Origin of the sequence: Terrabacter carboxydivorans, from assembly GCF_039532035.1 — a bacterium.
Classification (GTDB): Bacteria; Actinomycetota; Actinomycetes; order Actinomycetales; family Dermatophilaceae; genus Terrabacter; species Terrabacter carboxydivorans.
The window spans coordinates 384,309-405,291 of record NZ_BAAARE010000001.1; the positions used below are offsets into that span (position 1 = coordinate 384,309).

Here is a 20,983-nt window from a genome sequence, read left to right on the forward strand (position 1 = left end):
GGACCCGGACATGGAACGGCCCGGCTCCCCGAGGGGAACCGGGCCGTCTCGTCGCTGCCCGCCGGGTGTCAGCGGGTCACGGGGCGAACGTGACGCGGTCGAGCGGGCCGGGGGTGTACGGCGACTTCTTGCCGAGGTAGTTCGCGAAGGCGTCGATGTCGAGCCCACCGAAGTACTTGTTGGCACCGCCGCGGAAGGCCGGGAAGCCGTCACCGCCGTCGGACAGGAAGTTGTTCGTCACGATGCGGTAGGTCGCGGCCGGGTTGAGCGCCACGCCCCCCACCTTGACGTTCGAGACCGTCGCCCGGTTGTGGGTGTAGGTCAGGCCCGCGCTCGTCGCGAGGACGTAGGGGCGGGCCGGGTTGCCCGGGGAGCTGATGAACTGCTGGTTCAGCACGTCGAGCACCTGCTGGCCCGTGAGGTCCATCGACACGAGGTAGTTGTTGAACGGCTGCACCGTGAACGCCGACTCGTAGGTCACGTTGCCGTTGGCGTCGGCGACGAGGTCGGCGCGGATGCCGCCGGCGTTCATGAACGAGATGACGGGAGCGGTGCCACCCGCCGGGATGACCGAGGTGTCCGCCTGCTGGGCGTCGGCGATGAGGTCACCGAGCGGGGACTCGCCGGCGTCGTCGGCCGTGCGGCTGACGAGCGGGACGGTGATCTGGCCGATGACCTTGTTGGCGACGGCCTTGACGAGCTCCTTGTACTTCGCGATGAGCGCGGTCTCGGCGGGGTCCTTGGCCACGGTGCGGGTCACGAGCATGTTGCGCGAGTCCGCGGTCGTCGGGCGCACGATGTCGCTCGTGCGCCGGTCGTAGGTCACGTCCGTCTCGGTGTAGAGGCGTCCGAACGACGAGGCCGAGGTGATGAGTCGCGGCTGGCCGTTGGGGTCGGGCAGGCTGCACACGTAGGGCTGGTGGGTGTGGCCCGAGATGATCATGTCGATGGCCGGGTCGAGGCCCTCGGCGATCGGGATGATCGGGGAGCTGGCCGACAGGGAGCCGCCACCCTTGCAGGTGAAGTCGTAGGGCGTGGCCGAGGGGACGTTGCCACCCTGGTGGATGAGCACGACGATGGCGTTGACGCCCTGCGCCTTGAGCACGGGGACGAGCGCGTTGGCGGTCTTGACCTCGTCGGTGAACTCGAGTCCGGCGACACCGGACGCCGTGACGATCGAGGGGGTGTCCTTGAGGGTCATGCCGATGAAGCCGACCTTGGCGCCGTTGAAGGTCTTGACGGCGTAGGGCGGCAGGATCGTCTTGCCCGTGGACTTCTCGAGGACGTTGGCGGCGAGGTACTGGAACTTGGCGCCGGTGAACGTGCCGGCGGCGCAGGAGTTCTGGTTGTCCTTGCCGTCGCCGTCATCGATGCAGCCACCGTTCTGGAGGCGCTGGAGCTCCTTGTAGCCCTCGTCGAACTCGTGGTTGCCGACCGCCGTGATGTCGAGGCCGAGCGTGTTGAGGGCCTCGACGGTCGGCTCGTCGTGGAAGGCGGCCGACAGCAGCGGCGAGGCGCCGACCATGTCACCGGCGGCGACGGTGACGGTGTTCGGGTGGCCGACACGGGCCTGCTTGAGGTGCGTCGCGAGGTACTCGACGCCACCGACGTTGGTCGTGTCGGCGGTCGTCTTTCCGGTCTGGAGGCGGCCGCTCGAACCCTGCGGGGGCTCGAGGTTCCCGTGGAAGTCGTTGAACGACAGGATCTGGATCGGGAACTGGGTCTTGCCCGGGGCCTTGCTCGTGTCGGGCCCCGCGCTGGGTGCGGCGAGGGCCGGAGCCGCGAGGGCCGCGGCGCAGAACCCTGCGACGGCGACACCCGTGATGCGGCGGGTGGTACGGGACATGTGTCTCCCCTTGTTCATCTGTGTGGGTCGCGTGCCCGTCGGCACCCACGGAGGCTAGTGCCCCGAGGGTCGCCGGAGGGGCTTGGTGAGTTGCGGTGTTCGGTGAACTGCTGGCACGCCGTCGACCTCCGACCGTCCTGTGCTCGGCCGGTGTCGTGATCGGCGTGCAGGGCCCCCGCGCCCTGACCGGACCCTAGCCGGGACCGGCGACGGCCGGGAGACCCCCGGGCGTCGCTGTGGTGGAATCGCGGTATGCCGCGTCCGACCGTCGCCCTGCGCGACGCCCAGCACCCGCTCACCACCGAGGAGTCCGCCGCCGTCCTCGCGCTCGCGGCGGACGCCGCCGCCGTGGACGGGTCGCAGGCGCTGTCGGAGCAGTTCCGGCTGTCGGTGCGCTCGCGTGAGCACGACGGCGTCGACCACCTCCTGGCGACGGACGCCTCGGGCGGCCTGGTCGGCTACGCCCAGGCGCGCACGGGCGAGGGTGCACCGTCGGGTGAGCTCGTCGTCGCGCCGGCGGCCCGGCGCTCGGGCGTGGGGAGCGCCCTGCTCGCGAGCCTGCCGGACGGCACACGCGTGTGGAGCCACGCCACGGGAGACGCCGCCGTGGCGGCCGCTGGGTTCGCCCGTGCCAACGGCCTCGAGGCCGTGCGCTCACTGCACGTCATGGGCCGGTCCCTGCGCGAGGGTCCCGCCTGGCCTGCGGCACAGCTCGACCCGAGGTATGCCGTCCGCTCCTTCGAGCCGGGACGTGACGAGGACGCGTGGCTGGCCCTCAACGCCGCGGCCTTCGCCCACCACCCGGAGCAGGGGTCGCTGCGCCGGGCCGACCTCGACCAGCGGATGGCCGAGCCGTGGTGGGACCCGGCCGGGCTGATCCTCGTCGTCGAGGCGGACTCCCCCGACGTGCTGGCGGCCTCGCACTGGACCAAGGTCGACCCTCCGGGCGGCGACGTGGGCGAGGTCTACGTCGTGGCGGTCTCCCCCGACCGGCAGGGGCAGGGCCTCGGCCGGGCCGTCACCGTGCTGGGCCTGGACCACCTGCGCTCCCTCGGGCTCGACCGGGTCGTGCTCTACGTCGACGAGGACAACGTCGCCGCCGTGCGCACCTACGCCGCGCTCGGTTTCACCGACGTCGAGGTGCACCGGCAGTACGCCCGGGCGACGCCGCCCGGGACGCCCTCGCCGGCCCTGCCGGGCTGAGACGAGTTCACCCTCGGACCACCTTTCGGTGCCACGATGGGCGCATGAGCACCGGCAGCCTCACCACCCCCGACGTCGACGAGCAGGACACCACGGCCACGGACGGTCGTGACTCGGGGTCCGAGGAGGCGACGAGCGAGGCCGCCGAGGTCAGCTCGTTCACGAGCACCGTGCCGACGCGGCGGGTCCCGGCGCGCGCCCCCAACGGCCGCTTCGTCGGCCCGGGCGCGCCCGGCGAGACCGAGGACGACCTGCCGGCCGACCGCTACCTCGAGCGCGAGCTGTCGTGGCTGCAGTTCAACGAGCGGGTGCTCCAGCTCGCCATGGACCCGGCGGTGCCGCTGCTCGAGCGCACCCGGTTCCTCGCGATCTTCGCCAACAACCTCGACGAGTACTTCATGGTGCGGGTCGCCGGCCTCAAGCGGCGCATCGCGACCGGTCTCGCGGTGCGCACCGCGGCCGGCCTCGAGCCCCGGGAGCTCATCGAGCGGGTCGCCCGCCTCGCCCACGAGCTGATGCAGCAGCACGCCGGCGTCTTCCAGCACGACGTGCGCCCGTCGCTCGAGGACGAGGGCATCTCCGTCGTGCGCTGGGGCGACCTCGACGAGGACGACCGGGAGCCGCTCCACTTCTTCTTCGCCGACCGCGTCTTCCCGGTGCTCACCCCGCTCGCGGTCGACCCGGCGCACCCGTTCCCCTACATCTCCGGCCTGTCGCTCAACCTCGCCGTGCTCCTGCAGAACCCCAAGACGGGCACCGAGCACTTCGCCCGCGTCAAGGTCCCGCCGAGCCTGCCCCGCTTCATCCTCGTCGAGGAGGACATCGACGCCGAGGTGATGCGCAAGCGCTTCGTCTCGCTCGAGGACGTCATCGCGAGCCACCTCGACCAGCTCTTCCCCGGCATGCTCGTGCAGGAGCACTTCTCCTTCCGCGTCACCCGCAACGAGGACCTCGAGGTGGAGGAGGACGACGCCGAGAACCTCCTCACCGCCCTGGAGAAGGAGCTGACCCGGCGCCGCTTCGGGCCGCCGATCCGGCTCGAGGTCGAGGAGGACATCGACCCGAAGGTGCTCGACATGCTCGCCCGCGAGCTGCAGATCAGCGACCGCGAGATCTACCGGCTGCCGACGCCGCTCGACCTGCGTGGCCTGTTCACCATCGCCGACGTCGACCGCAGCGACCTCGAGTTCCCGAAGTTCTTCCCGCGCACCCACCCGGACTTCGCCCCCACCGAGAGCGCCAAGGCCATCGACCTGCTCACCGCGGTGCGCCAGAAGGACGTGCTCGTCCAGCACCCCTACAACTCCTTCTCGACGTCGGTGCAGGCCTTCATCGAGCAGGCCGCGAACGACCCGAAGGTCCTCGCCATCAAGCAGACCCTCTACCGCACCTCGGGCGACTCGCCGATCATCGACGCCCTCATCGACGCGGCCGAGGCCGGCAAGCAGGTGCTCGCCGTCGTGGAGATCAAGGCCCGCTTCGACGAGGTCAACAACATCTCGTGGGCGCGCAAGCTCGAGGAGGCCGGCGTCCACGTCGTCTACGGCGTCGTCGGGCTGAAGACCCACGCCAAGCTCTGCCTCGTCGTGCGCCAGGAGTCCGAGGGCCTGGTGCGCTACTGCCACATCGGCACCGGCAACTACAACCCGAAGACGGCCCGCGTCTACGAGGACTTCGGCCTCTTCACCACCGACCCGCAGGTCGGCGAGGACCTCTCGCGCCTGTTCAACCTGCTCTCGGGCTTCGCCCCTCGAAGCAAGTTCAAGCGGCTGCTCGTCGCGCCCCGCTCGGTGCGGTCCGGCCTCATAGACCTCGTCGAACAAGAGATCGACCTGCACGAGTCGCGCCGCGACGACGCACCCGCCGGGCGCATCGTCATCAAGGCCAACTCGATCGTCGACGAGGCCCTCATCGACGCGCTCTACCGGGCCAGCATCGCCGGCGTCCGCGTCGACATCTGGGTGCGCGGCATCTGCGCCCTGCGCCCCGGCGTCGAGGGGCTCTCGGAGCACATCCGCGTCCGCTCGATCCTCGGACGCTTCCTCGAGCACTCGCGGGTCTTCTGGTTCGACCACGGCGGCGACCCGCAGGTCTACATCGGCAGCGCAGACATGATGCACCGCAACCTCGACCGCCGCGTCGAGGCGCTCGTGCGCATCACCGAGCCGTCCCACGTCGTCGAGCTCGCCGACCTCATCGACCTCGCCTTCGCCGAGACGACGTCGCGCTGGGACCTCGGCTCCGACGGCCGTTGGGTGCGCCACCACCAGTCCGAGGCCGGCGAGCCGCTGGACGACCTCCAGGAGAAGCTCATCGAGCGCCACGACAAGCGACGCCGCAAGGCACGGCGCCGCTGACCGCACGGCGCCGCTGACCGCTGGGCACCGCCGAGCGGTCGGCACGGCTGGGCGTTCGGCTCGCTACCGTCTCCTACGGTGGGGGCATGACGTGGCAGCGCACCCACTCGCAGCACCTGGCGACGGACCCGGAGACGGTGTGGTCCGTCGTCGGTGACCCTCGCCGGTGGCCCGAGTGGTGCGTCGCGATCCACGACGTGACGCTCGACGGCGAGCCCGTGTCGGGCGGCAGCGGGGCCTACCTGCCGTCCCTGCGCTGGGCGCGGGCACTCCACGGGCGCACCGCCCCGCCGCTGCGGCTCGTCGCCGTCGAGCCGCCGCGCGCCCTCGTCGTCGAGCAGCCCGTCCCGGGCGGGGTGATGCGCGTCGAGTGGACGCTCCGCCCCGAGGGCACGGGCACGCTGCTGCGGCAGCGGGTCACCGTCACGGGCCCGTCGACGGTCCCCGTGGTGCTCGCCGTCGCCCGCTCGATCGCCGACGGGTGGACCGAGCAGGTGGCCCGCCTCGCGGCCCTCACCGTGCCGACGTCCGCCGACCTGCTCAAGGTCGTCGTCGCGGGCGGCTCCGGCACGCTCGGGCGCGCCCTCGCCGCCGACCTGCTCGCACGGGGGCACGAGGTCGTGCTGCTCACCCGGCGGACCGACCAGGGGCTCCCGTACCGCCAGACCGAGTGGGACGGCATACGCCAGGGAGCGTGGACCCGTGAGCTCGCCGGGCCCGCCCGCACGGCCGTCGTCAACCTCGCCGGTCGCCTCGTCGACGCGCGGCCCACCGCCGAGGCCGTGGCCGACCTGCGCGAGTCGCGCGTGCGGCCCACGCTGGCCCTCGTCGAGGCGAGCCGGGCGGGGCACGAGCCGCTCGCGCGCTGGGTGCAGGGGTCGACGACGGCAATCTGGTCCGACGCCGGCGAGTCGCCGGTCACCGAGAGCACGCCCCTGCCCACCGGCAGCCGGGCACTCCCCCAGATGACGGGCGTCGCCGAGCCGTGGGAGGCCGCGACCGAGGGGGCCGCGACCCGACACCTCGTCGTGCTGCGCACCTCGATCGTGCTGCAGGCCGGCTCCCCGGCGCTCGACCGGCTGACGGGCCTGACCCGCGCCGGGCTCGGTGGACGGGTCGGATCGGGGCGCCAGTGGTTCAGCTGGATCCACGTCGAGGACTGGCTGACGCTCGTCCGGGCCGCCCTCGGCCTCGAGGCCGGCCTGGACATCCCCGACGGAGTCGTCGTCGCAGCCGCCCCCCGGCCCGTCCGCAACGGGGAGCTGATGGGCTCGCTCCGCCGTCACCTGCGGCGACCGGCGGCGCCGCCGACGCCGGAGCTCGCCGTGCGGGTCGGAAGCATCCTGCTGCGCACCGACCCGGCGCTCGGCCTCACCGGTCGCCACTGCACCTCCGACGTGCTCCGCGACGCGGGTCTCCGCTTCGCCCACCCGACGCTCGACGACGCCCTCGACGACCTCCTGAGCTGACCTCCTGAGCTGACCTCCTGGGCTGACCGGCATACGGGCAGGGCGGACCCGTCGGGCAGGTCGGGGCGCCCCGGGAGGGATCGTCGGGCACACTGGCGCGTGTGGCCTCTGTGATCCCCGCCGCCGGAACGCTGCCCTGGCGGCGTCGCGATGGACGTCTCGAGGTCGCCCTCGTGCACCGACCGAAGTACGACGACTGGTCGTGGGCCAAGGGCAAGCTCGACCCGGGCGAGCACCCGTGCGTGGCGGCCGCGCGCGAGACCCTCGAGGAGACCGGCCTCGTCGTGCGCCTCGGCGTGCCGCTGCCGTCGGCGGAGTACCCCGTGCTCGACCCGACGGGCGGTCCGGCCACCAAGCAGGTGCACTACTGGTCCGCGCGCGTCACGGGCGGCACCGGCGCGCTCGAGCACGAGATCGACGAGGTCGCCTGGGTCGACGTGCGCACGGCGCACGACCGCCTCGACTACGCCCGGGACCGCGAGCAGCTGCTCGCGCTCGTCCGGGCGGAGCGCGCCGACGAGCTGCGGTCGTGGCCGCTCGTCCTCGTCCGGCACGCGAAGGCCACGCCGCGGGGCCGGTGGGAGGGCGACGACCGACGTCGCCCCCTCGACGCCGTCGGCCGCTCGCAGGCGCTCGCCCTCGCCGACGTCCTCGGCGCGTACGGCGTGACGCGGGTCGTCTCCTCGTCGTCGACCCGCTGCGTCTCCACCCTGGAGCCGTATGCCGTCCGCCACGGCCTGCGCCTGCGCACCCGCGACGCGCTCTCCGAGGAGGGCTTCGCCGAGAGCGACGAGGGCGCCGTCGCACAGGTCCAGCGACTGCTCGAACGCGGTGACGCCGCGGCGCTCTGCAGCCACGGGCCGGTGCTCCCGACGCTGCTCGGGATCCTGCTCGCCCGGGTGGCCCCCTCCCCCGAGCGAGGCGGCGTCGTGGCGGAGCACCTGAGGGTCGCCGCCGACGAGTCCATGCACAAGGGCGAGGCACTCGTGTGCCACCTCGTCGGCCGCGGCGAGGACGCCCGGGTGGTCGACGTGGAGCGCATCGACACCTGAGGAGCCGGGCCGCTGGCGGGGTGCCACCCGGGCGCGGGCGAGCCTTCGGACCCAGCCGGAAACCCTTCATCGTGCGCCCGTCCGGGGGCAGCCGCATCCCGAGGTGGCACCCCACCCCAAGACGTCGACCGTCGTTCACCCTGTGTTAACCGCAGATGGACCGCTGGTCACCCTGCGCACCTATGTTCGCCGTGGATCACCATCCAGCAGCGTCGCTCGGATCCGACCGCTACGACCACCACCGACCACCCACGAACACCCCATCGAGAGGGATCACACTCGTGTCTGTTTCGCGTATCAGCGCTCTCGGCGCCATCGCCCTGTCCGGCGCTCTTGCGCTCTCCGCCTGCGCGTCCGAGAACAACGGCGCCCAGCCGGGGGCCGGCTCGACCGGCGCCGGCGGCGCCTCCTCCGCGGCGGGCGACTGCTTCAGCGGCGACCTCAAGGCCGAGGGCTCCTCGGCGCAGAAGAACGCCATCGACGAGGCCATCAAGGCCTACCAGACGGCCTGTTCCGACGCCAACATCGACTACCAGCCCACCGGCTCCGGTGCCGGCATCAAGCAGTTCATCGCCAAGCAGGTCGACTTCGCCGGCTCCGACTCCTCGCTCAAGACGAAGCCGAAGGACGGCAAGATCGAGGCCGACGACGCCAAGGCCGCCTGCGGCTCCGATGCCTGGAACCTGCCCATGGTCACGGGCCCGATCGCGATCGCCTACAACGTCAAGGGCGTCGACAAGCTCGTGCTCAACGCCGAGGTCGCCGCGAAGATCTTCGACGGCAAGATCACGACGTGGAACGACCCGGCCATCGCGGCGCTCAACAAGGGCGTCACGCTGCCCTCGACGCCGATCAAGGTCTTCTTCCGCTCCGACGAGTCGGGCACGACCGAGAACTTCACCAAGTACCTCAAGGCCGCGGCCCCCGACGCCTGGTCCTACGAGACCGGCAAGAAGTGGACCGGCAAGGGCGAGGGCAAGGAGAAGTCGGCCGGTGTCGCCACCGCCACGAAGAACCAGGACGGCGGCATCACCTACGTCGAGCTCTCCTACGCCCAGCAGAACCAGCTGCCGATGGCCCAGATCGACACCGGCTCCGGCCCCGTCGCGCTGACCGCCGAGTCGGCCGGCAAGACGATCGCCACCGCCAAGCAGACCGGCACCGGCAACGACCTCGCGCTCAAGATCGACTACGCCACCAAGGAGGCCGGTGCCTACCCGATCGTCCTCGTGACGTACGAGATCGTCTGCTCGAAGTACGCCGACGCCGCGACCGGCAAGAAGGTCAAGAGCTTCCTCAAGACCTTCGCCTCGGACGAGGTCCAGAAGGGCCTCGAGGCCAAGGGCTACGCCCCGCTGCCGACCGAGGTCGCCACCAAGGTCAAGACCGCGGTCGACGCGATCTCCTGAACCACCGCCTGACCCGGCCGGAGCGATCCGTCCTGGTCGACCACGCAGGGGCGGGCGCCAGAAACGGCGTCCGTCCCTGCGCCAGTACCACCCGAACGAAGGAAGAGGCCTCCACGTGTCCACAGTGACGGGCGTGTCCGCCGCGGACCAGGTCCCCGGACCCGACGGACAGAAGCCCCTGCACGGCGACCGGGCGTCCACGGGTCGTTTCGGCGACCGGCTCTTCGGCGGCGCCGCGACGCTCTCGGGCGTCCTCGTCATCGCCATCGTGACCCTGATCGCCGTCTTCCTCATCGTCCAGGCCGTGCCGGCCCTCATGGACAACTCGGCGAACTTCTTCACGAGCCGGGTCTGGTCGCCGGGTGGCGACCAGCCGGCCTTCGGCATCCTCGAGTTCCTCTGGACGACGGTCACGGCCTCGACCATCGCGATGCTCATCGCGGTCCCGGTCGGCGTGGCCGTGGCGCTGTTCATCACGCAGTACGCCCCCACCTGGATGCGGCGCGCCGCCGCCGGTCTCGTCGACCTGCTCGCCGCAGTGCCCTCCATCGTCTACGGCCTCTGGGGCCTCATCGCCTTCGCCCCGGTCTTCAAGCCGGTGCAGGGCTGGATCGAGGACAAGCTCGGCTGGTTCCCGCTCTTCGCCCCCACCGGCATCAGCGGCGGCACGATCTTCTTCATCGGCATCGTCCTCGCGATCATGGTGCTCCCGATCGTCACGGCGCTCTCGCGCGAGGTCTTCGACCAGACGCCCACGGCCCACAAGGAGGGCGCGCTCGCGCTCGGCGCCACGCAGTGGGAGATGATCCGCACCGCGGTGCTGCCCTTCGGTCGCCCGGGCGTCATCTCCGCCTCGATGCTGGCCCTCGGGCGCGCGCTCGGCGAGACGATCGCCGTCACCTTCCTCGTGTCGGCCCTCTCGGACGGCAGCCCGTGGACGTGGTCGCTCTTCAACGGCGGCGAGACGTTCGCCTCGAAGATCGCCAACAACGCAGCCGAGTTCAGCAACCCCACCAAGACCGGCGCCTACATCGCCGCGGGCCTCGTCCTCTTTGTGCTGACCTTCGTGGTCAACAGCATCGCCCGGGTCGTCATCGAGCGCAGGAAGGCCTTCACCGAATGAGCACCGCGACCGACCGCCGCGTCCCGGACGACGAGGTCGTGCCCGGGGACCCGTCGACGCCTCCCGGCGGCCGCTCGGGCCGCGACGCCCTGTCCGAGATGAGCAACCCGCACCGTGCCCGCATGGTCAAGGACGTCGTCGCCAGGGTCGTCATGTGGGGCGCCTTCGCCCTGGCGATGGTGCCGCTCGTGTGGATCCTCGGCACCGTCGTGGGCAAGGGCTTCCACATGCTCACCACAGCGACGTGGTGGACGGGCAACCAGCGCAACATCAACTCCGACGACTTCGGCGGCGGCGCGCGCCACGCCATCGAGGGCACCCTGACGATGGTCGGCTTCACCGCGCTCATCGCGGTGCCCATCGGCATCCTCACGGCCGTCTACCTCGTCGAGTACGGCCGCGGCCGTCTCGCGCGGGCGATCAGCTTCACCGTCGACATCCTCTCGGGCGTCCCCTCGATCGTCGCGGCCCTGTTCATCTATGCCGTGTGGGTGACGACCTTCGGCCTCGGCCGGTCCGGCTTCGCCGCGTCGCTCGCCCTCGTGCTGCTCATGATCCCCGTGGTCGTGCGCTCGACCGAGGAGATGCTCAAGCTCGTGCCCAACGAGCTGCGCGAGGCGGCATACGCCCTCGGTGTGCCCAAGTGGGTCACCGTCGTCAAGGTCGTGCTGCGCACGGCCTTCTCGGGCATCGTCACCGGCGTGCTCCTCGGCATCGCCCGCGTCATGGGCGAGACCGCGCCGCTGCTGATCCTCGCGCCCTACACGAAGAACTTCCAGCGCGACCTGTTCAACGGCAACTTCCCGACGCTGCCCATGATGATCAACCAGGACCGCGGCGACTTCGCGCTGGCCACCGCCGCCGAGCGCATGTGGGGCGCCGCCCTGACCCTGATCATCCTCGTCCTGCTGCTCAACCTCATCGGCCGTGTCATCGCGCACTACGGCTCGGTCAAGAAGTAAGAGAAAGCGAACCCCAGCAATGGCAAAGCGAATCGACGTCAGCGACCTCAACGTCTACTACGGCGCGTTCAAGGCCGTCGAGGGCGTCACGATGACGGTCGAGCCCCGGTCCGTGACGGCGTTCATCGGCCCGTCCGGCTGCGGCAAGTCGACCTTCCTGCGCACCCTGAACCGCATGCACGAGGTGATCCCCGGCGGCCGGGTCGAGGGCAAGGTCATGCTCGACGACCAGGACCTCTACGACGGCTCGATGGACCCGGTGACGGTGCGCCGCACCATCGGCATGGTGTTCCAGCGGCCCAACCCGTTCCCGACGATGTCGATCTACGACAACGTCGCGGCCGGCCTGCGCCTCAACGGCGTGAAGAACAAGAAGACGCTCGACGGCATCGTCGAGAGCTCGCTCAAGGGCGCGAACCTCTGGAACGAGGTCAAGGACCGCCTGAACAAGCCGGGTGCCGGCCTCTCCGGTGGCCAGCAGCAGCGCCTCTGCATCGCGCGTGCGATCGCGGTGCAGCCGCAGGTGCTGCTCATGGACGAGCCGTGCTCGGCCCTGGACCCGATCTCGACGCTCGCCATCGAGGACCTCATCAACGAGCTCAAGAACGAGTTCACGATCGTCATCGTCACGCACAACATGCAGCAGGCGGCCCGCGTCTCGGACCGCACGGCCTTCTTCAACCTCAAGGCGACCGGGGAGCCGGGCCGTCTCGTCGAGATCGGCGACACGACGCGCATCTTCAACAACCCCACCGAGCAGGCCACCGAGGACTACATCTCGGGCCGCTTCGGCTGAGCCGCCTCCCGCAACACACGGGGTACGCGTCAACCCCGCACGGTCACGACCGTGCGGGGTTGACGTCTGTCCGGTGTGTTGCGGGACGAGCCGTGGGCGTATGCCGCGTGGCGTGCGTCAGCGCTCAGCGCTCAGCGGAAGACGGACGTGAGGTACCAGGCCACGACGGCCACGAGGCCGGCGCCGGGGAAGGTGAGGAACCACGCGCCGACGATGTTGCCCGCGACGCTCCAGCGCACGGCCGACAGGCGCTTGGTGGCACCGACACCCATGATGGCCGCCGTGATGGTGTGGGTCGTCGAGATCGGCGCGCCGAAGGCGAGGCCGGCCACGTAGAGGATGGCGGCCGCGGTCGTCTCGGCCGCGAAGCCCTGCGGCGGGGTGAGGTCGATGATGCGACGACCCAGCGTGCGCATGATGCGCCACCCTCCGGCATACGTGCCCAGGGAGATGACGACGGCCGACAGCACGAGGACCCAGATCGGGACGGTGTCGCCCTCGTGCAGACCCGAGATGGTCAGCGCGAGCACGACGACGCCGGCGGTCTTCGCGGCGTCCTGCAGGCCGTGGCCGAAGGCCATCGCGGCGGCGGACGCCGTCTGCGCGAGACGGAAGCCGCGTGTCACCCGGCCGGGGTTGGCGTTGCGGAAGATCCAGAAGATCGCCGTCATGACGATGTAGCCGACGACGAGGCCGACGATCGGCGAGACGACCATCGGGATGATGACCTTCTCCCAGATGACGCTCCACTTGACGGCCACGCCCGCGACGAGCGCGGCACCGCCGAGTCCGCCGATGAGGGCGTGGGACGAGCTCGACGGGAGCCCGAACCACCAGGTCAGCAGGTTCCACCCGATGGCGCCGATGAGCGCCGCGGCGACGAGCCACAGCCCGTTGACGCCCTGCGGCTGTTCGATGATGCCCGAGCCGATCGTCTTGGCGACCTTGGTGCCGAAGAAGGCACCGAAGAGGTTGGCGATGGCTGCCATCGCGAGCGCGACGCGGGGGGTCAGCGCCCGGGTGGAGACCGAGGTCGCGATCGCGTTGGCGGCGTCGTGGAAGCCGTTGGTGTAGTTGAAGCCCATGGCCAGTGCGATGACCGCACCGATCCCGAGGACGGGGATGGTTGTGTCCATCAGTGGGTCAGGACTCCTTGACCGCGATGCCCTCGACGACGTGGGCCACCTTCTCGAACGCGTCGGCGGCGTTCTCGAAGCCGTCGACGATGGCCTTGACCTTGATCACGTTGACCGGGTCCGGCGAGTTGTTGAAGAGGGCGGCCACCATCTTGCGGTGGAGCGAGTCGGCCTGGTTCTCGAGACGGTTGATCTCGATCCAGTAGCTCTTGAGGTCCTTCATCGAGCGCAGCCGCGGCATGGCCTCGGCCGTGACCTCGGCCATCCGGGCGAGGATCTCGAACTGCTCGGCGAGGCCCTCGGGGATCTCACCCATGCGGTAGAGCACGATGAGGTCGGCGGTCTCCTCGATGTAGTCCATGCAGTCGTCGAGGGACGCGGCGAGGTTGTGGATGTCCTCGCGGTCGAACGGCGTGATGAACGAGCTGTTGACCTTGTTGATGAGCTCGTGCGTCGCGTCGTCGGCGGCGTGCTCGAGCTCCTTCAGCCGGTCGGCCACCGCAGACCGCTTCGAGGGCTCGACCTCGAGGAAGCGGGTCAGCTCCCTGGTCGCCTCCACGAGCAGCTGCGCAGAGGAGGTGAAGAGGGTGAAAAAGCTCGTGTCCTGGGGTGTGAGGCGAAAACCCACGGGGATGCTCCGGTCGATCGAGGGCTGGTCCGGGCAAGATGCTACGGCGTCGCGGACACTCCAGTGCAACCGAGCGTCAATCCGGCGTTCACCCGGGCCGACGTCCCCGCCGTCGTGGGCTCGGCAGCACGGGCCGCGTCGCGACGGCGCCGTGGCCGGCGTCGTGGCCGTGGGCGGACGCCGGCGGGCACCGGGGTGCGGCCCCCGCCCTCAGTCCGAGGTGGAGGGTGAGCCCGGCACGTCCGGCACGTCCGGCACGTCCGGCACGTCCGACGGGCCGGCCACCGCGGGCTCGTCCGAGGCCTTGCCGCTCTCCCCCGGGACGCCGAGCAGCTCGTCGACCTCTTGGGGCGTGAAATGGCGAGGACTGGAGGAGGCAGCGACGACGAGGTCACTCACGAGTTCGATCTCGTCGGCTAGTGCGACATCGAGCAGGTCACCGGACCGCTCCTCAGCGGGCGTCATGGGAACAATCTAGGCGCCCGCGCCGGGACTGGTGGGGGGAAGCCGCTCAGGACATGAGGGACCTCGTGTGCTACGGCACGGCAACCGGTGCCGACGAACGGCGCACGACGGCTCCCCACACCGCGGAGGTTGCGTCGGGTCGGGAGCGCCTCTCGGCACAGGGCCGCTCGTAGCGGCTGAATTTGGGACCCGGGGCTACCGCGACCCGACGCGCGTCCAAGGATAAAGCCGCCTCAACGGATCACCAAAGACGTCGGGGCGCAAGGGGCACGCCCCTCCCACGTCCGGCCGCAGCCGGCGCAGCGCGGGGGTGCTCAGCTGAGGGCGTCGGAGCGCCAGAGCCGCGCGCAGACGGTGAGGTCCTCGGCCATGACGAGGACGTTGGCGGCCAGCTCGGCGGACTCGTCGCCGGAGGAGATGTCGGCGCGACCCGCCGAGACGACGCGACAGAAGGCAGAGGCGCGTTCGAGCGCGACGGCCAGGTCGCCCTCGAAGACGCCGCGCAGCACCTCGTCGATGACGCGGCCCATCTCCTGGGGACCGGGGGGCTCGGCAGCCCCCGCGACGGCATGGTTGGGCCCGGTGAAACGGATGCCCGCGGCATACTCCCGGCTCGCCTCCTCGGGGGCGCGCCGGACCCACTCACGCAGGACGTAGAGGCGCCACAGGGCGCCGGGGAGCGAGCGGGCCGGGCGCTGGGACCACAGCTCCGCGAGGGTCGACAGGCCGATGTCGTCGACGAGGGCGACGAGCTTCTGCGTCACCGCGGGATCGGACGCCGCCCGGCCGGCGTGGACCAGGGCGAGCGCGGTCTCGTGGGCGACGTGGATCTGCTCGGTCGGGTCGTAGGCGGGACCGTGCGCCTCGAGGGCTGCCTCGCTGAAGAAGGCAGGACGCCTCGGGGCGCGGTGGTCGCTCTCGCTCATCCCAGCAGGCTAGCTCCCGGTGGTGACGCTCCCGGGCCGGCACGCTGCGCCCGAGCGCCTCCCTGGCCCCCTCGACCACCCCTTTCCCGCCCGCACACGCACGCCCTGTCGGCGGACAGGCTCCGCCTGCGACGCCAGTTCGTTTGCACGACAAGGCGGCTCGCACCTCGTGGCCCGCACGACGCGGGGCCGGGATCGACGACTCACAGGAGGACGTATGCCGTGTGGCGGCCTCGCGGGCGCCCCGACGACGGCGCCCTCGACCGTCGCCGCAGCCGATGACGAGCCGTCCAATGTCTAGGGCTTGTGCAATGTTGAGACTTTGTCTAGGGTTCTCGATGTCGGTCAAGAAAGCGCCGCCACCCACTCTGGATGGAGACGACATGACCGACCCTTCGCGCGGACCCCGCAAGGACGCCCGCACCCGCGAGCTCATCGTCACGGCCCGTACGTCCACCTCCGAGACCGAGAGGTCGGCGGCTCTCGAGGCTGTGACCCGGCTGCACATGCCGCTCGCCCGCTCCCTCGCACACCGCTACGCCGGCAAGGGACTCGACCGCGAGGACCTCGAGCAGGTGGCGTTCCTGGCGCTGCTCAAGGCGATTCGTCGCTTCGACCTCGACCAGGCCACCGAGTTCGGCGCCTACGCGACGCCAACGATCACGGGTGAGCTGCGTCGCCACTTCCGCGACCACGGCTGGCTCGTCCGGCCGCCGCGCGGGCTCCAGGAGCGCCGTCAGCTCGTGACCGACGCCCGCACGCGCCTCGAGCAGACCCTGGGCCACGAGCCCACGCAGACCGACCTCGCCGACTCGCTCGGCCTGACGATCGAGCAGGTCAAGGAGGCGCAGGTGGCCTCGACCAACCTTCGACCCGCCTCGCTCGACGCGACCACGACGGAGGGCGGTCGTCCCGTGCTCGACCTCGTCGACGCGCGCGCCGACCACCAGACCGACCCCGGGCTCGACGAGGGCATCGTCGTGCGCACGGCGCTCAGCCGCCTGCCCGCCCGCGACCAGGAGATCCTCGAGCTGCGCTTCGCCCGTGACATGACGCAGGCCGAGATCGCCCAGAAGATGGGCCTCAGCGCGATGCAGGTCAGCCGGCTGCTGCGGCGCGTGCTCGCAGAGCTGCGCGAGCACCTGGACTCCGCGGAGCTGCTCAGCGCCTGAGGTCGGGGTCACCGAAACGGTCGTTCGTGCCGGACGTCGAACGTCCGGGACCACTCCTACCGTTCGTCCCATGACCACAACACAGACGACGGACCCGACCCCGTGGGAGCCACCGCTCGCCGGCAACGACGTCGAGCAGCTCGTGGGGTCCCTCGAGCGGATGCGGATCACCTTCCGCTGGAAGGCGGACGGCCTCGACGCCGCCGGGCTGGCGACCCGCGTCGGCGCGTCGAGCCTGACGCTCGGGGGACTGCTCAAGCACCTCGCCTCGTGCGAGGACTACACGTTCACACACCGGATGCGCGGCGAGCCCATCGGGGCGCCGTGGGACGCAACCGGCTGGGACGGCAGCAACGACTGGGAGTTCCAGTCCGCGGCCCACGACTCACCGGAGACGCTCTACGCCCTCTTCGACGACGCCGTGCAGCGGTCTCGTCAGCGACTGGCCGACGCACTGGAGCACGGTGGCCTCGCCCAGGAGATCCATGCGTCGATGCCGGACGGCCGGCACGCGAACCTGCGCCGGCTCGTCTCGGACCTCGTCGAGGAGTACGCCCGCCACAGCGGGCACGCGGACCTGCTGCGCGAGGCGATCGACGGCACGGTGGGCGAGGACCCGCCCGACGGCTGGACGCCGACGTCCGGTCACTTCACCTTCGCGTGACCGGTGCCGGGCCGCCCCATGGGCGACCCGGCATACGCCGTCGGTGACGGCTCAGTGCTGGTAGGTGCCGTGGATGACGGCGCGGCCGAGCGTCTTGAAGGCGAGGTTGAACGACACGACCGCCGGCGACACGGAGTCGTCGACGCCGAGGGACGGCTCGGAGACCGCGTGCACGACGAAGAAGTAGCGGTGCGTCTGGTCGCCCTCGGGCGGGGCCGCGCCCATGAAGCCCTGCTCGCCGCCGTCGTTGCGCACGTGGAAAGCCTTGCCGGGCAAGGCTGCCGACGCAGCGCCCGTGTCGAGCGAGGTGACGTCTGCCGGGAGGTCGACGAGCACCCAGTGCCAGAAGCCGGAGGGGGTCGGCGCGTCGGGGTCGAAGCACGTGACGACGTAGCTCTGCGTGCCCTCCGGCGCTCCGCTCCACGACAGCTGCGGCGAGGTGTTGCCCTCGTGCGCGACCTGGTCGTCCTTGAGCGGGGCCCCGTCGGTGACGTCCGTGCTCGTCACCGTGAAGGACGGCACCTGCGGCAGCAGGTCGTAGGGGTTGGGGGCGACCGGTCGGTCCAGGCTCATGCGATCCTCCTGCGAAGTCGTTGACCTTCGAACCATACCCACCGGGCAGGTATGCCGTGTCGAGCCTTTCGTCGTCCCCGTCGCGGGCGCACGGCGCGGGTTCGCGACGCTCTCCAAACCGCTCTTCACCCCGGGCGGGTGAGGCAGCGACAGGGGCACCTGCACGGACAATCACGCATGAGACGCACCCCCGCCTTCGTCGTCGCCCTGACCACGCTGCTCGCGACGGCGGTGCTGACGGCCTGCTCGGGCGGCGGGTCGATCTCGTTGCCGACCTCCCGCCCGAGCATCAACCTGCCCACGGCCTCCCTACCAGCCGTGACGGTGCCGACGCTCACCCTGCCCACGAAGCCCGGCCCCACCTCACCGGCCGAGACCATGACGGAGACGGCCACGGCGACCGCGACGGCGACGGCGACGGCGACCGTCACCGAGACAGCCACACAGACGGCGACGCAGACGGCGACCGAGACGGTCACGGCGACGCCCACCGCGGAGGCCGCGCCCACCACGCCACCCGCACCGACCACTCCGACCGACGAGACCGGGACGACCTGGTGGCCCTGGCTGCTGCTCGCGCTCGTCGTGCTCGGGGGGCTGGCCTGGTTCCTGCTGCGTCGCAGGCAGGCCCAGGCCGAGATCCGCGCCTGGGACGAGCGCCTCGCCGACGCGGAGCGCGAGGCGTCGTGGATCGAGGACTCGCTGACGCCTCAGGTCATCTCCGGGACGAGCACCGCTGAGGCGCAGGCGATCTGGACGGCGGCGCAGCCTCGACTGGTCGAGGCGGACGCGACCTTCCACACCCTGTCGACCACCGCCCCCGACGTCGCTCGCGGGGAGCGGGCCACCGACGTCCGCGGGCTGCTGCGCGGGCTGGTCGAGGCGGTGGGAGCCGACCTCGCGGCGCCCGCGGGAGCGGGGCCGGACCAGTTCCGTGCCCGTCGGGCTGTCGTGGACTCCGCACGCCGCGAGCTGCGCACGACCCTCGGACCGGTCGAGAGCACCGGGGGTGACGGCGGTCCGGGCGGTCCGGGCAACGTCGGCGGGTCCGTCGGCGGGAGGGGTGGCTCGGGCCGCTGACCGCCGGCCCGCGACGCCACGGGCCCCCGGTGAGGTGGACGTCCCTGCGATCGGCGGCACGGGTCGTTAGTCTGGAGTTCGCAAACGTGACAAACCAGACAGGGGTCAGATGCGCAGAGAACGAGGGGCGCACCGCACCGATCCGGTGCTGCCGGACCCCGTGGCCTCCACCGTGGCGCCGGACGTCGGCGCCGTCCCCGTCTTTGCCGTCCGGGAGTGGGCGTCGCGTCTCTACGAGCAGGAGCGGCTGAAGCGTGACGCGGCCTGGTGGCGGCTCGGGTGGCCGTTCGCGGTGGCCCTCGTCCTGGCCGCCGCTGCGGGCGCGGTGACACGGGTGTGGCAGGTGCGCGAGTCCGATGCGGCGCTGGGTGTCGCCGTCGTGCTGGCCGCGGCCGCCGTCGGCGTCACGGTCGGCGGCCTCATCCGGTTGCGTGCGATCCTGCGTCGACAGGCCGTCGCCGCAACGCGACCGGCCACGGTCGAGAGCCTTCCGGCAGCCGCCCGAGCCGTGGTGCTCGAGTCACCGAGGCTGCGCTTCCGCAGCCCCACCGACGGGCCGAGCTTCGCCGCGCTGCGTGACGAGGTCGCCGCGGCGGCGCCCATGGGTGACTTCGCCGCCTCCGTGCTGGTCTGGGCCGTCGTCATGCGCGGCCGCGTCGACGGCAGCCTGGAGGACTGGGTGCGCGGCCAGCGTCCCTGACCGATCTGGTCCGTTTCGACGGTATCTGCGAGAGGGTCCCGGCCCTCTTCCTGGTGACCGCACCCTCCGCGCCGTCGCGCGCCCACCGGGTGCCGGTCGTGACGCCATCCGGCGCGCCGACACCAGGAGAGGACGAGTCATGACCCCGGGGAAGAGCAGGAAGCAGCCAGCGGCGAAGAAGGACGGACCGGCAGCCGGTACGACGGCTGCGAGTCGCGGTCGCAAGAGGTCCGGGACCGAGGTGCAGCCCGCAGGCGAGGTGGTCGCGGGGACCGGTCCCAGCGGGACGGCGTTGATCTCCGGCGTCACCTTCCGGGACCGTCCGGTGCAGTACACGGAGCGAGACGGGGTGGCCTACGTCGAGGGCGACATCATCATCGGGCGGGTCAGCGACCTCCAGCTCGTCGCCGAGGACCGACGATCGACCGCACGTGACGCCACGCGCGGTCTGCACCGAGGCGTCACCCCCGGCACGGTGGTGACCGGTGTCGACGAGGCGGCCGACGAGCCGCACACCCGCGCGGTGATCATCCCCGGTGGGCAGTTCCGCTGGCCGGCCGGCCGCGTGCCCTTCGTGGTGGACGCGTCCCTGACCGCCGCCGCGTCAGCGGCCCTGACGTCCGCGGTGACGCACTGGCACGACAACACCCGGCTCGCGTTCGTCCCCTCCAACGGGACCGGTGACCGGCTCAACTGCCGCGACGCGAACGAGTGCTCCTCGTCGGTGGGGCGCCGTGGGGGCGCCCAGGACGTCAACCTCTCCAGCCTCTGCGGGTTCGGGGCGACGGTGCACGAGCTCGGTCACGCCGTCGGTCTCTGGCACGAGCAGAGCCGCGAGGACCGGGACTCGTTCGTCACCATCAACTGGGCCAACATCCAGCCGGGGCAGTCACACAACTTCGACCAGCACATCAGCGACGGCGACGACGTCGGCGCCTACGACTACGGCTCGATCATGCACTACGGCAGGACGGCCTTTGGGATCGTCGACCCAGCGACCGGGCGCACGGCCGAGACGATCACCCCGACCCAGGCGCTGCCTCCCGGAGTCATCGTGGGACAGCGTGCCGGGCTGAGCATCGGCGACCGGGCCGCCGTGGCGCAGATGTACCCCAACGTCTACCCCAACCCGAAGAACACCTGGGTCGGGCGGTTCGAGGGCGGCACCGCCCAGCAGCTGCTCTACTACTCCCCCGCCCGGCACGTCTGGTACCTCGGGAGGTCCACGGCGGCGGGTGCGCTCACCTTCACCCTCGTCGGTGACACGAGCGGCTTCGGGGACCTGGACGACGGGCGACCCTTCTGGGTCGGGGACTTCACCGGCAACGGCACCACCGACGTGCTCTTCTACTACCCCGGCGACGACAACTGGTGGCTCGGCACCATGAACGGCGGCGCCCTCACCTGGAGCTTCGTCGGCAA

Annotated in this window: 19 protein-coding genes; 13 read left to right on the forward strand and 6 right to left on the reverse strand. The window is 71.3% G+C overall.

Annotated features, from left to right (window positions below):
- Positions 1–76: 76 nt before the first annotated feature.
- Complete coding sequence (locus ABD297_RS01865; RefSeq protein ID WP_344252418.1) at positions 77–1,846, reverse strand: bifunctional metallophosphatase/5'-nucleotidase; 1,770 nt, start codon at positions 1,844–1,846, stop codon at positions 77–79.
- Between the two features lie 252 nt (positions 1,847–2,098).
- On the opposite strand from ABD297_RS01865, the gene mshD reads away from it, so the two are divergent.
- The 8 genes from mshD (at position 2,099) to pstB (ending at position 12,217) form a co-directional block, all read left to right on the forward strand.
- Complete coding sequence (gene mshD / locus ABD297_RS01870) at positions 2,099–3,049, forward strand: mycothiol synthase (RefSeq protein ID WP_344252419.1); 951 nt, start codon at positions 2,099–2,101, stop codon at positions 3,047–3,049.
- A 44-nt stretch (positions 3,050–3,093) separates the two neighbouring features.
- Complete coding sequence (locus ABD297_RS01875; RefSeq protein WP_344252420.1) at positions 3,094–5,406, forward strand: RNA degradosome polyphosphate kinase; 2,313 nt, start codon at positions 3,094–3,096, stop codon at positions 5,404–5,406.
- Positions 5,407–5,492: 86 nt separating this feature from the next.
- Positions 5,493–6,875 (forward strand): DUF1731 domain-containing protein, encoded by a 1,383-nt coding sequence (locus ABD297_RS01880; protein ID WP_344252421.1) that lies wholly within the window; start codon positions 5,493–5,495, stop codon positions 6,873–6,875.
- Between the two features lie 101 nt (positions 6,876–6,976).
- Positions 6,977–7,927, forward strand: a complete 951-nt coding sequence (locus ABD297_RS01885) for an NUDIX hydrolase (protein WP_344252422.1) — start codon at positions 6,977–6,979, stop codon at positions 7,925–7,927.
- A 281-nt stretch (positions 7,928–8,208) separates the two neighbouring features.
- Entirely contained in the window at positions 8,209–9,336 is a 1,128-nt protein-coding gene (pstS, locus tag ABD297_RS01890) for a phosphate ABC transporter substrate-binding protein PstS (RefSeq protein ID WP_344252423.1), read from the forward strand.
- A 115-nt stretch (positions 9,337–9,451) separates the two neighbouring features.
- Entirely contained in the window at positions 9,452–10,459 is a 1,008-nt protein-coding gene (gene pstC, locus ABD297_RS01895) for a phosphate ABC transporter permease subunit PstC (protein ID WP_344252424.1), read from the forward strand.
- On the forward strand, positions 10,456–11,421 hold the full coding sequence (pstA, locus tag ABD297_RS01900; protein WP_344252425.1) for a phosphate ABC transporter permease PstA: 966 nt from the start codon (positions 10,456–10,458) through the stop codon (positions 11,419–11,421). Before pstC ends, pstA begins: the two co-directional genes overlap by 4 nt.
- A gap of 19 nt (positions 11,422–11,440) precedes the next feature.
- Complete coding sequence (gene pstB / locus ABD297_RS01905) at positions 11,441–12,217, forward strand: phosphate ABC transporter ATP-binding protein PstB (protein ID WP_344252426.1); 777 nt, start codon at positions 11,441–11,443, stop codon at positions 12,215–12,217.
- Positions 12,218–12,348: 131 nt separating this feature from the next.
- On the opposite strand, the gene ABD297_RS01910 is transcribed toward pstB, so the two are convergent.
- The 4 genes from ABD297_RS01910 to ABD297_RS01925 all read right to left on the reverse strand — a co-directional run bounded on the left by ABD297_RS01910 (position 12,349) and on the right by ABD297_RS01925 (position 15,372).
- Positions 12,349–13,353: an inorganic phosphate transporter gene (locus ABD297_RS01910; RefSeq protein ID WP_344252427.1), complete on the reverse strand. Its 1,005-nt coding sequence runs from the start codon at positions 13,351–13,353 to the stop codon at positions 12,349–12,351.
- A 7-nt stretch (positions 13,354–13,360) separates the two neighbouring features.
- Complete coding sequence (locus tag ABD297_RS01915) at positions 13,361–13,981, reverse strand: DUF47 domain-containing protein (protein WP_344252428.1); 621 nt, start codon at positions 13,979–13,981, stop codon at positions 13,361–13,363.
- Positions 13,982–14,191: 210 nt separating this feature from the next.
- Entirely contained in the window at positions 14,192–14,446 is a 255-nt protein-coding gene (locus tag ABD297_RS01920) for a hypothetical protein (protein ID WP_344252429.1), read from the reverse strand.
- Between the two features lie 314 nt (positions 14,447–14,760).
- The gene (locus ABD297_RS01925; RefSeq protein WP_344252430.1) at positions 14,761–15,372 is read right to left on the reverse strand and encodes a hypothetical protein; all 612 of its coding nucleotides are present in this window, start codon (positions 15,370–15,372) and stop codon (positions 14,761–14,763) included.
- 383 nt (positions 15,373–15,755) lie between these two features.
- On the opposite strand from ABD297_RS01925, the gene ABD297_RS01930 reads away from it, so the two are divergent.
- Both ABD297_RS01930 and ABD297_RS01935 read left to right on the forward strand, forming a co-directional pair.
- Positions 15,756–16,544: a sigma-70 family RNA polymerase sigma factor gene (locus tag ABD297_RS01930; protein ID WP_344252431.1), complete on the forward strand. Its 789-nt coding sequence runs from the start codon at positions 15,756–15,758 to the stop codon at positions 16,542–16,544.
- A 70-nt stretch (positions 16,545–16,614) separates the two neighbouring features.
- A complete protein-coding gene (locus ABD297_RS01935) occupies positions 16,615–17,208 on the forward strand; it encodes a mycothiol transferase (protein ID WP_344252432.1) in 594 nt (197 codons plus the stop codon).
- A 51-nt stretch (positions 17,209–17,259) separates the two neighbouring features.
- On the opposite strand, the gene ABD297_RS01940 is transcribed toward ABD297_RS01935, so the two are convergent.
- Complete coding sequence (locus ABD297_RS01940; protein WP_344252434.1) at positions 17,260–17,781, reverse strand: YbhB/YbcL family Raf kinase inhibitor-like protein; 522 nt, start codon at positions 17,779–17,781, stop codon at positions 17,260–17,262.
- Positions 17,782–17,958: 177 nt separating this feature from the next.
- Here ABD297_RS01940 and ABD297_RS01945 point away from each other — a divergent pair, with 177 nt between their 5' ends.
- From ABD297_RS01945 to ABD297_RS01955, 3 genes are all read left to right on the forward strand, one after another.
- On the forward strand, positions 17,959–18,861 hold the full coding sequence (locus tag ABD297_RS01945; protein ID WP_344252435.1) for an LPXTG cell wall anchor domain-containing protein: 903 nt from the start codon (positions 17,959–17,961) through the stop codon (positions 18,859–18,861).
- 109 nt (positions 18,862–18,970) lie between these two features.
- On the forward strand, positions 18,971–19,561 hold the full coding sequence (locus tag ABD297_RS01950; protein ID WP_344252437.1) for a hypothetical protein: 591 nt from the start codon (positions 18,971–18,973) through the stop codon (positions 19,559–19,561).
- Between the two features lie 139 nt (positions 19,562–19,700).
- Positions 19,701–20,983 (forward strand): M12 family metallopeptidase (locus tag ABD297_RS01955; RefSeq protein ID WP_344252439.1); only part of this gene is annotated, 1,283 nt, incomplete at its 3' end.

What these genes read in the sequence shown, in the direction of transcription:
- ABD297_RS01880 (WP_344252421.1), top strand. Translation starts at nt 5,493, where the DNA reads ATGACGTGGCAGCGCACCCACTCGCAGCACCTGGCGACGGACCCGGAG.
- ABD297_RS01875 (WP_344252420.1), top strand. Translation starts at nt 3,094, where the DNA reads ATGAGCACCGGCAGCCTCACCACCCCCGACGTCGACGAGCAGGACACC.
- ABD297_RS01865 (WP_344252418.1), bottom strand. Translation starts at nt 1,846, where the DNA reads ATGTCCCGTACCACCCGCCGCATCACGGGTGTCGCCGTCGCAGGGTTC.
- ABD297_RS01945 (WP_344252435.1), top strand. Translation starts at nt 17,959, where the DNA reads ATGAGACGCACCCCCGCCTTCGTCGTCGCCCTGACCACGCTGCTCGCG.
- ABD297_RS01940 (WP_344252434.1), bottom strand. Translation starts at nt 17,781, where the DNA reads ATGAGCCTGGACCGACCGGTCGCCCCCAACCCCTACGACCTGCTGCCG.
- ABD297_RS01920 (WP_344252429.1), bottom strand. Translation starts at nt 14,446, where the DNA reads ATGACGCCCGCTGAGGAGCGGTCCGGTGACCTGCTCGATGTCGCACTA.
- ABD297_RS01930 (WP_344252431.1), top strand. Translation starts at nt 15,756, where the DNA reads ATGACCGACCCTTCGCGCGGACCCCGCAAGGACGCCCGCACCCGCGAG.
- ABD297_RS01925 (WP_344252430.1), bottom strand. Translation starts at nt 15,372, where the DNA reads ATGAGCGAGAGCGACCACCGCGCCCCGAGGCGTCCTGCCTTCTTCAGC.
- pstB (WP_344252426.1), top strand. Translation starts at nt 11,441, where the DNA reads ATGGCAAAGCGAATCGACGTCAGCGACCTCAACGTCTACTACGGCGCG.
- mshD (WP_344252419.1), top strand. Translation starts at nt 2,099, where the DNA reads ATGCCGCGTCCGACCGTCGCCCTGCGCGACGCCCAGCACCCGCTCACC.
- ABD297_RS01950 (WP_344252437.1), top strand. Translation starts at nt 18,971, where the DNA reads ATGCGCAGAGAACGAGGGGCGCACCGCACCGATCCGGTGCTGCCGGAC.
- ABD297_RS01910 (WP_344252427.1), bottom strand. Translation starts at nt 13,353, where the DNA reads ATGGACACAACCATCCCCGTCCTCGGGATCGGTGCGGTCATCGCACTG.
- pstA (WP_344252425.1), top strand. Translation starts at nt 10,456, where the DNA reads ATGAGCACCGCGACCGACCGCCGCGTCCCGGACGACGAGGTCGTGCCC.
- ABD297_RS01935 (WP_344252432.1), top strand. Translation starts at nt 16,615, where the DNA reads ATGACCACAACACAGACGACGGACCCGACCCCGTGGGAGCCACCGCTC.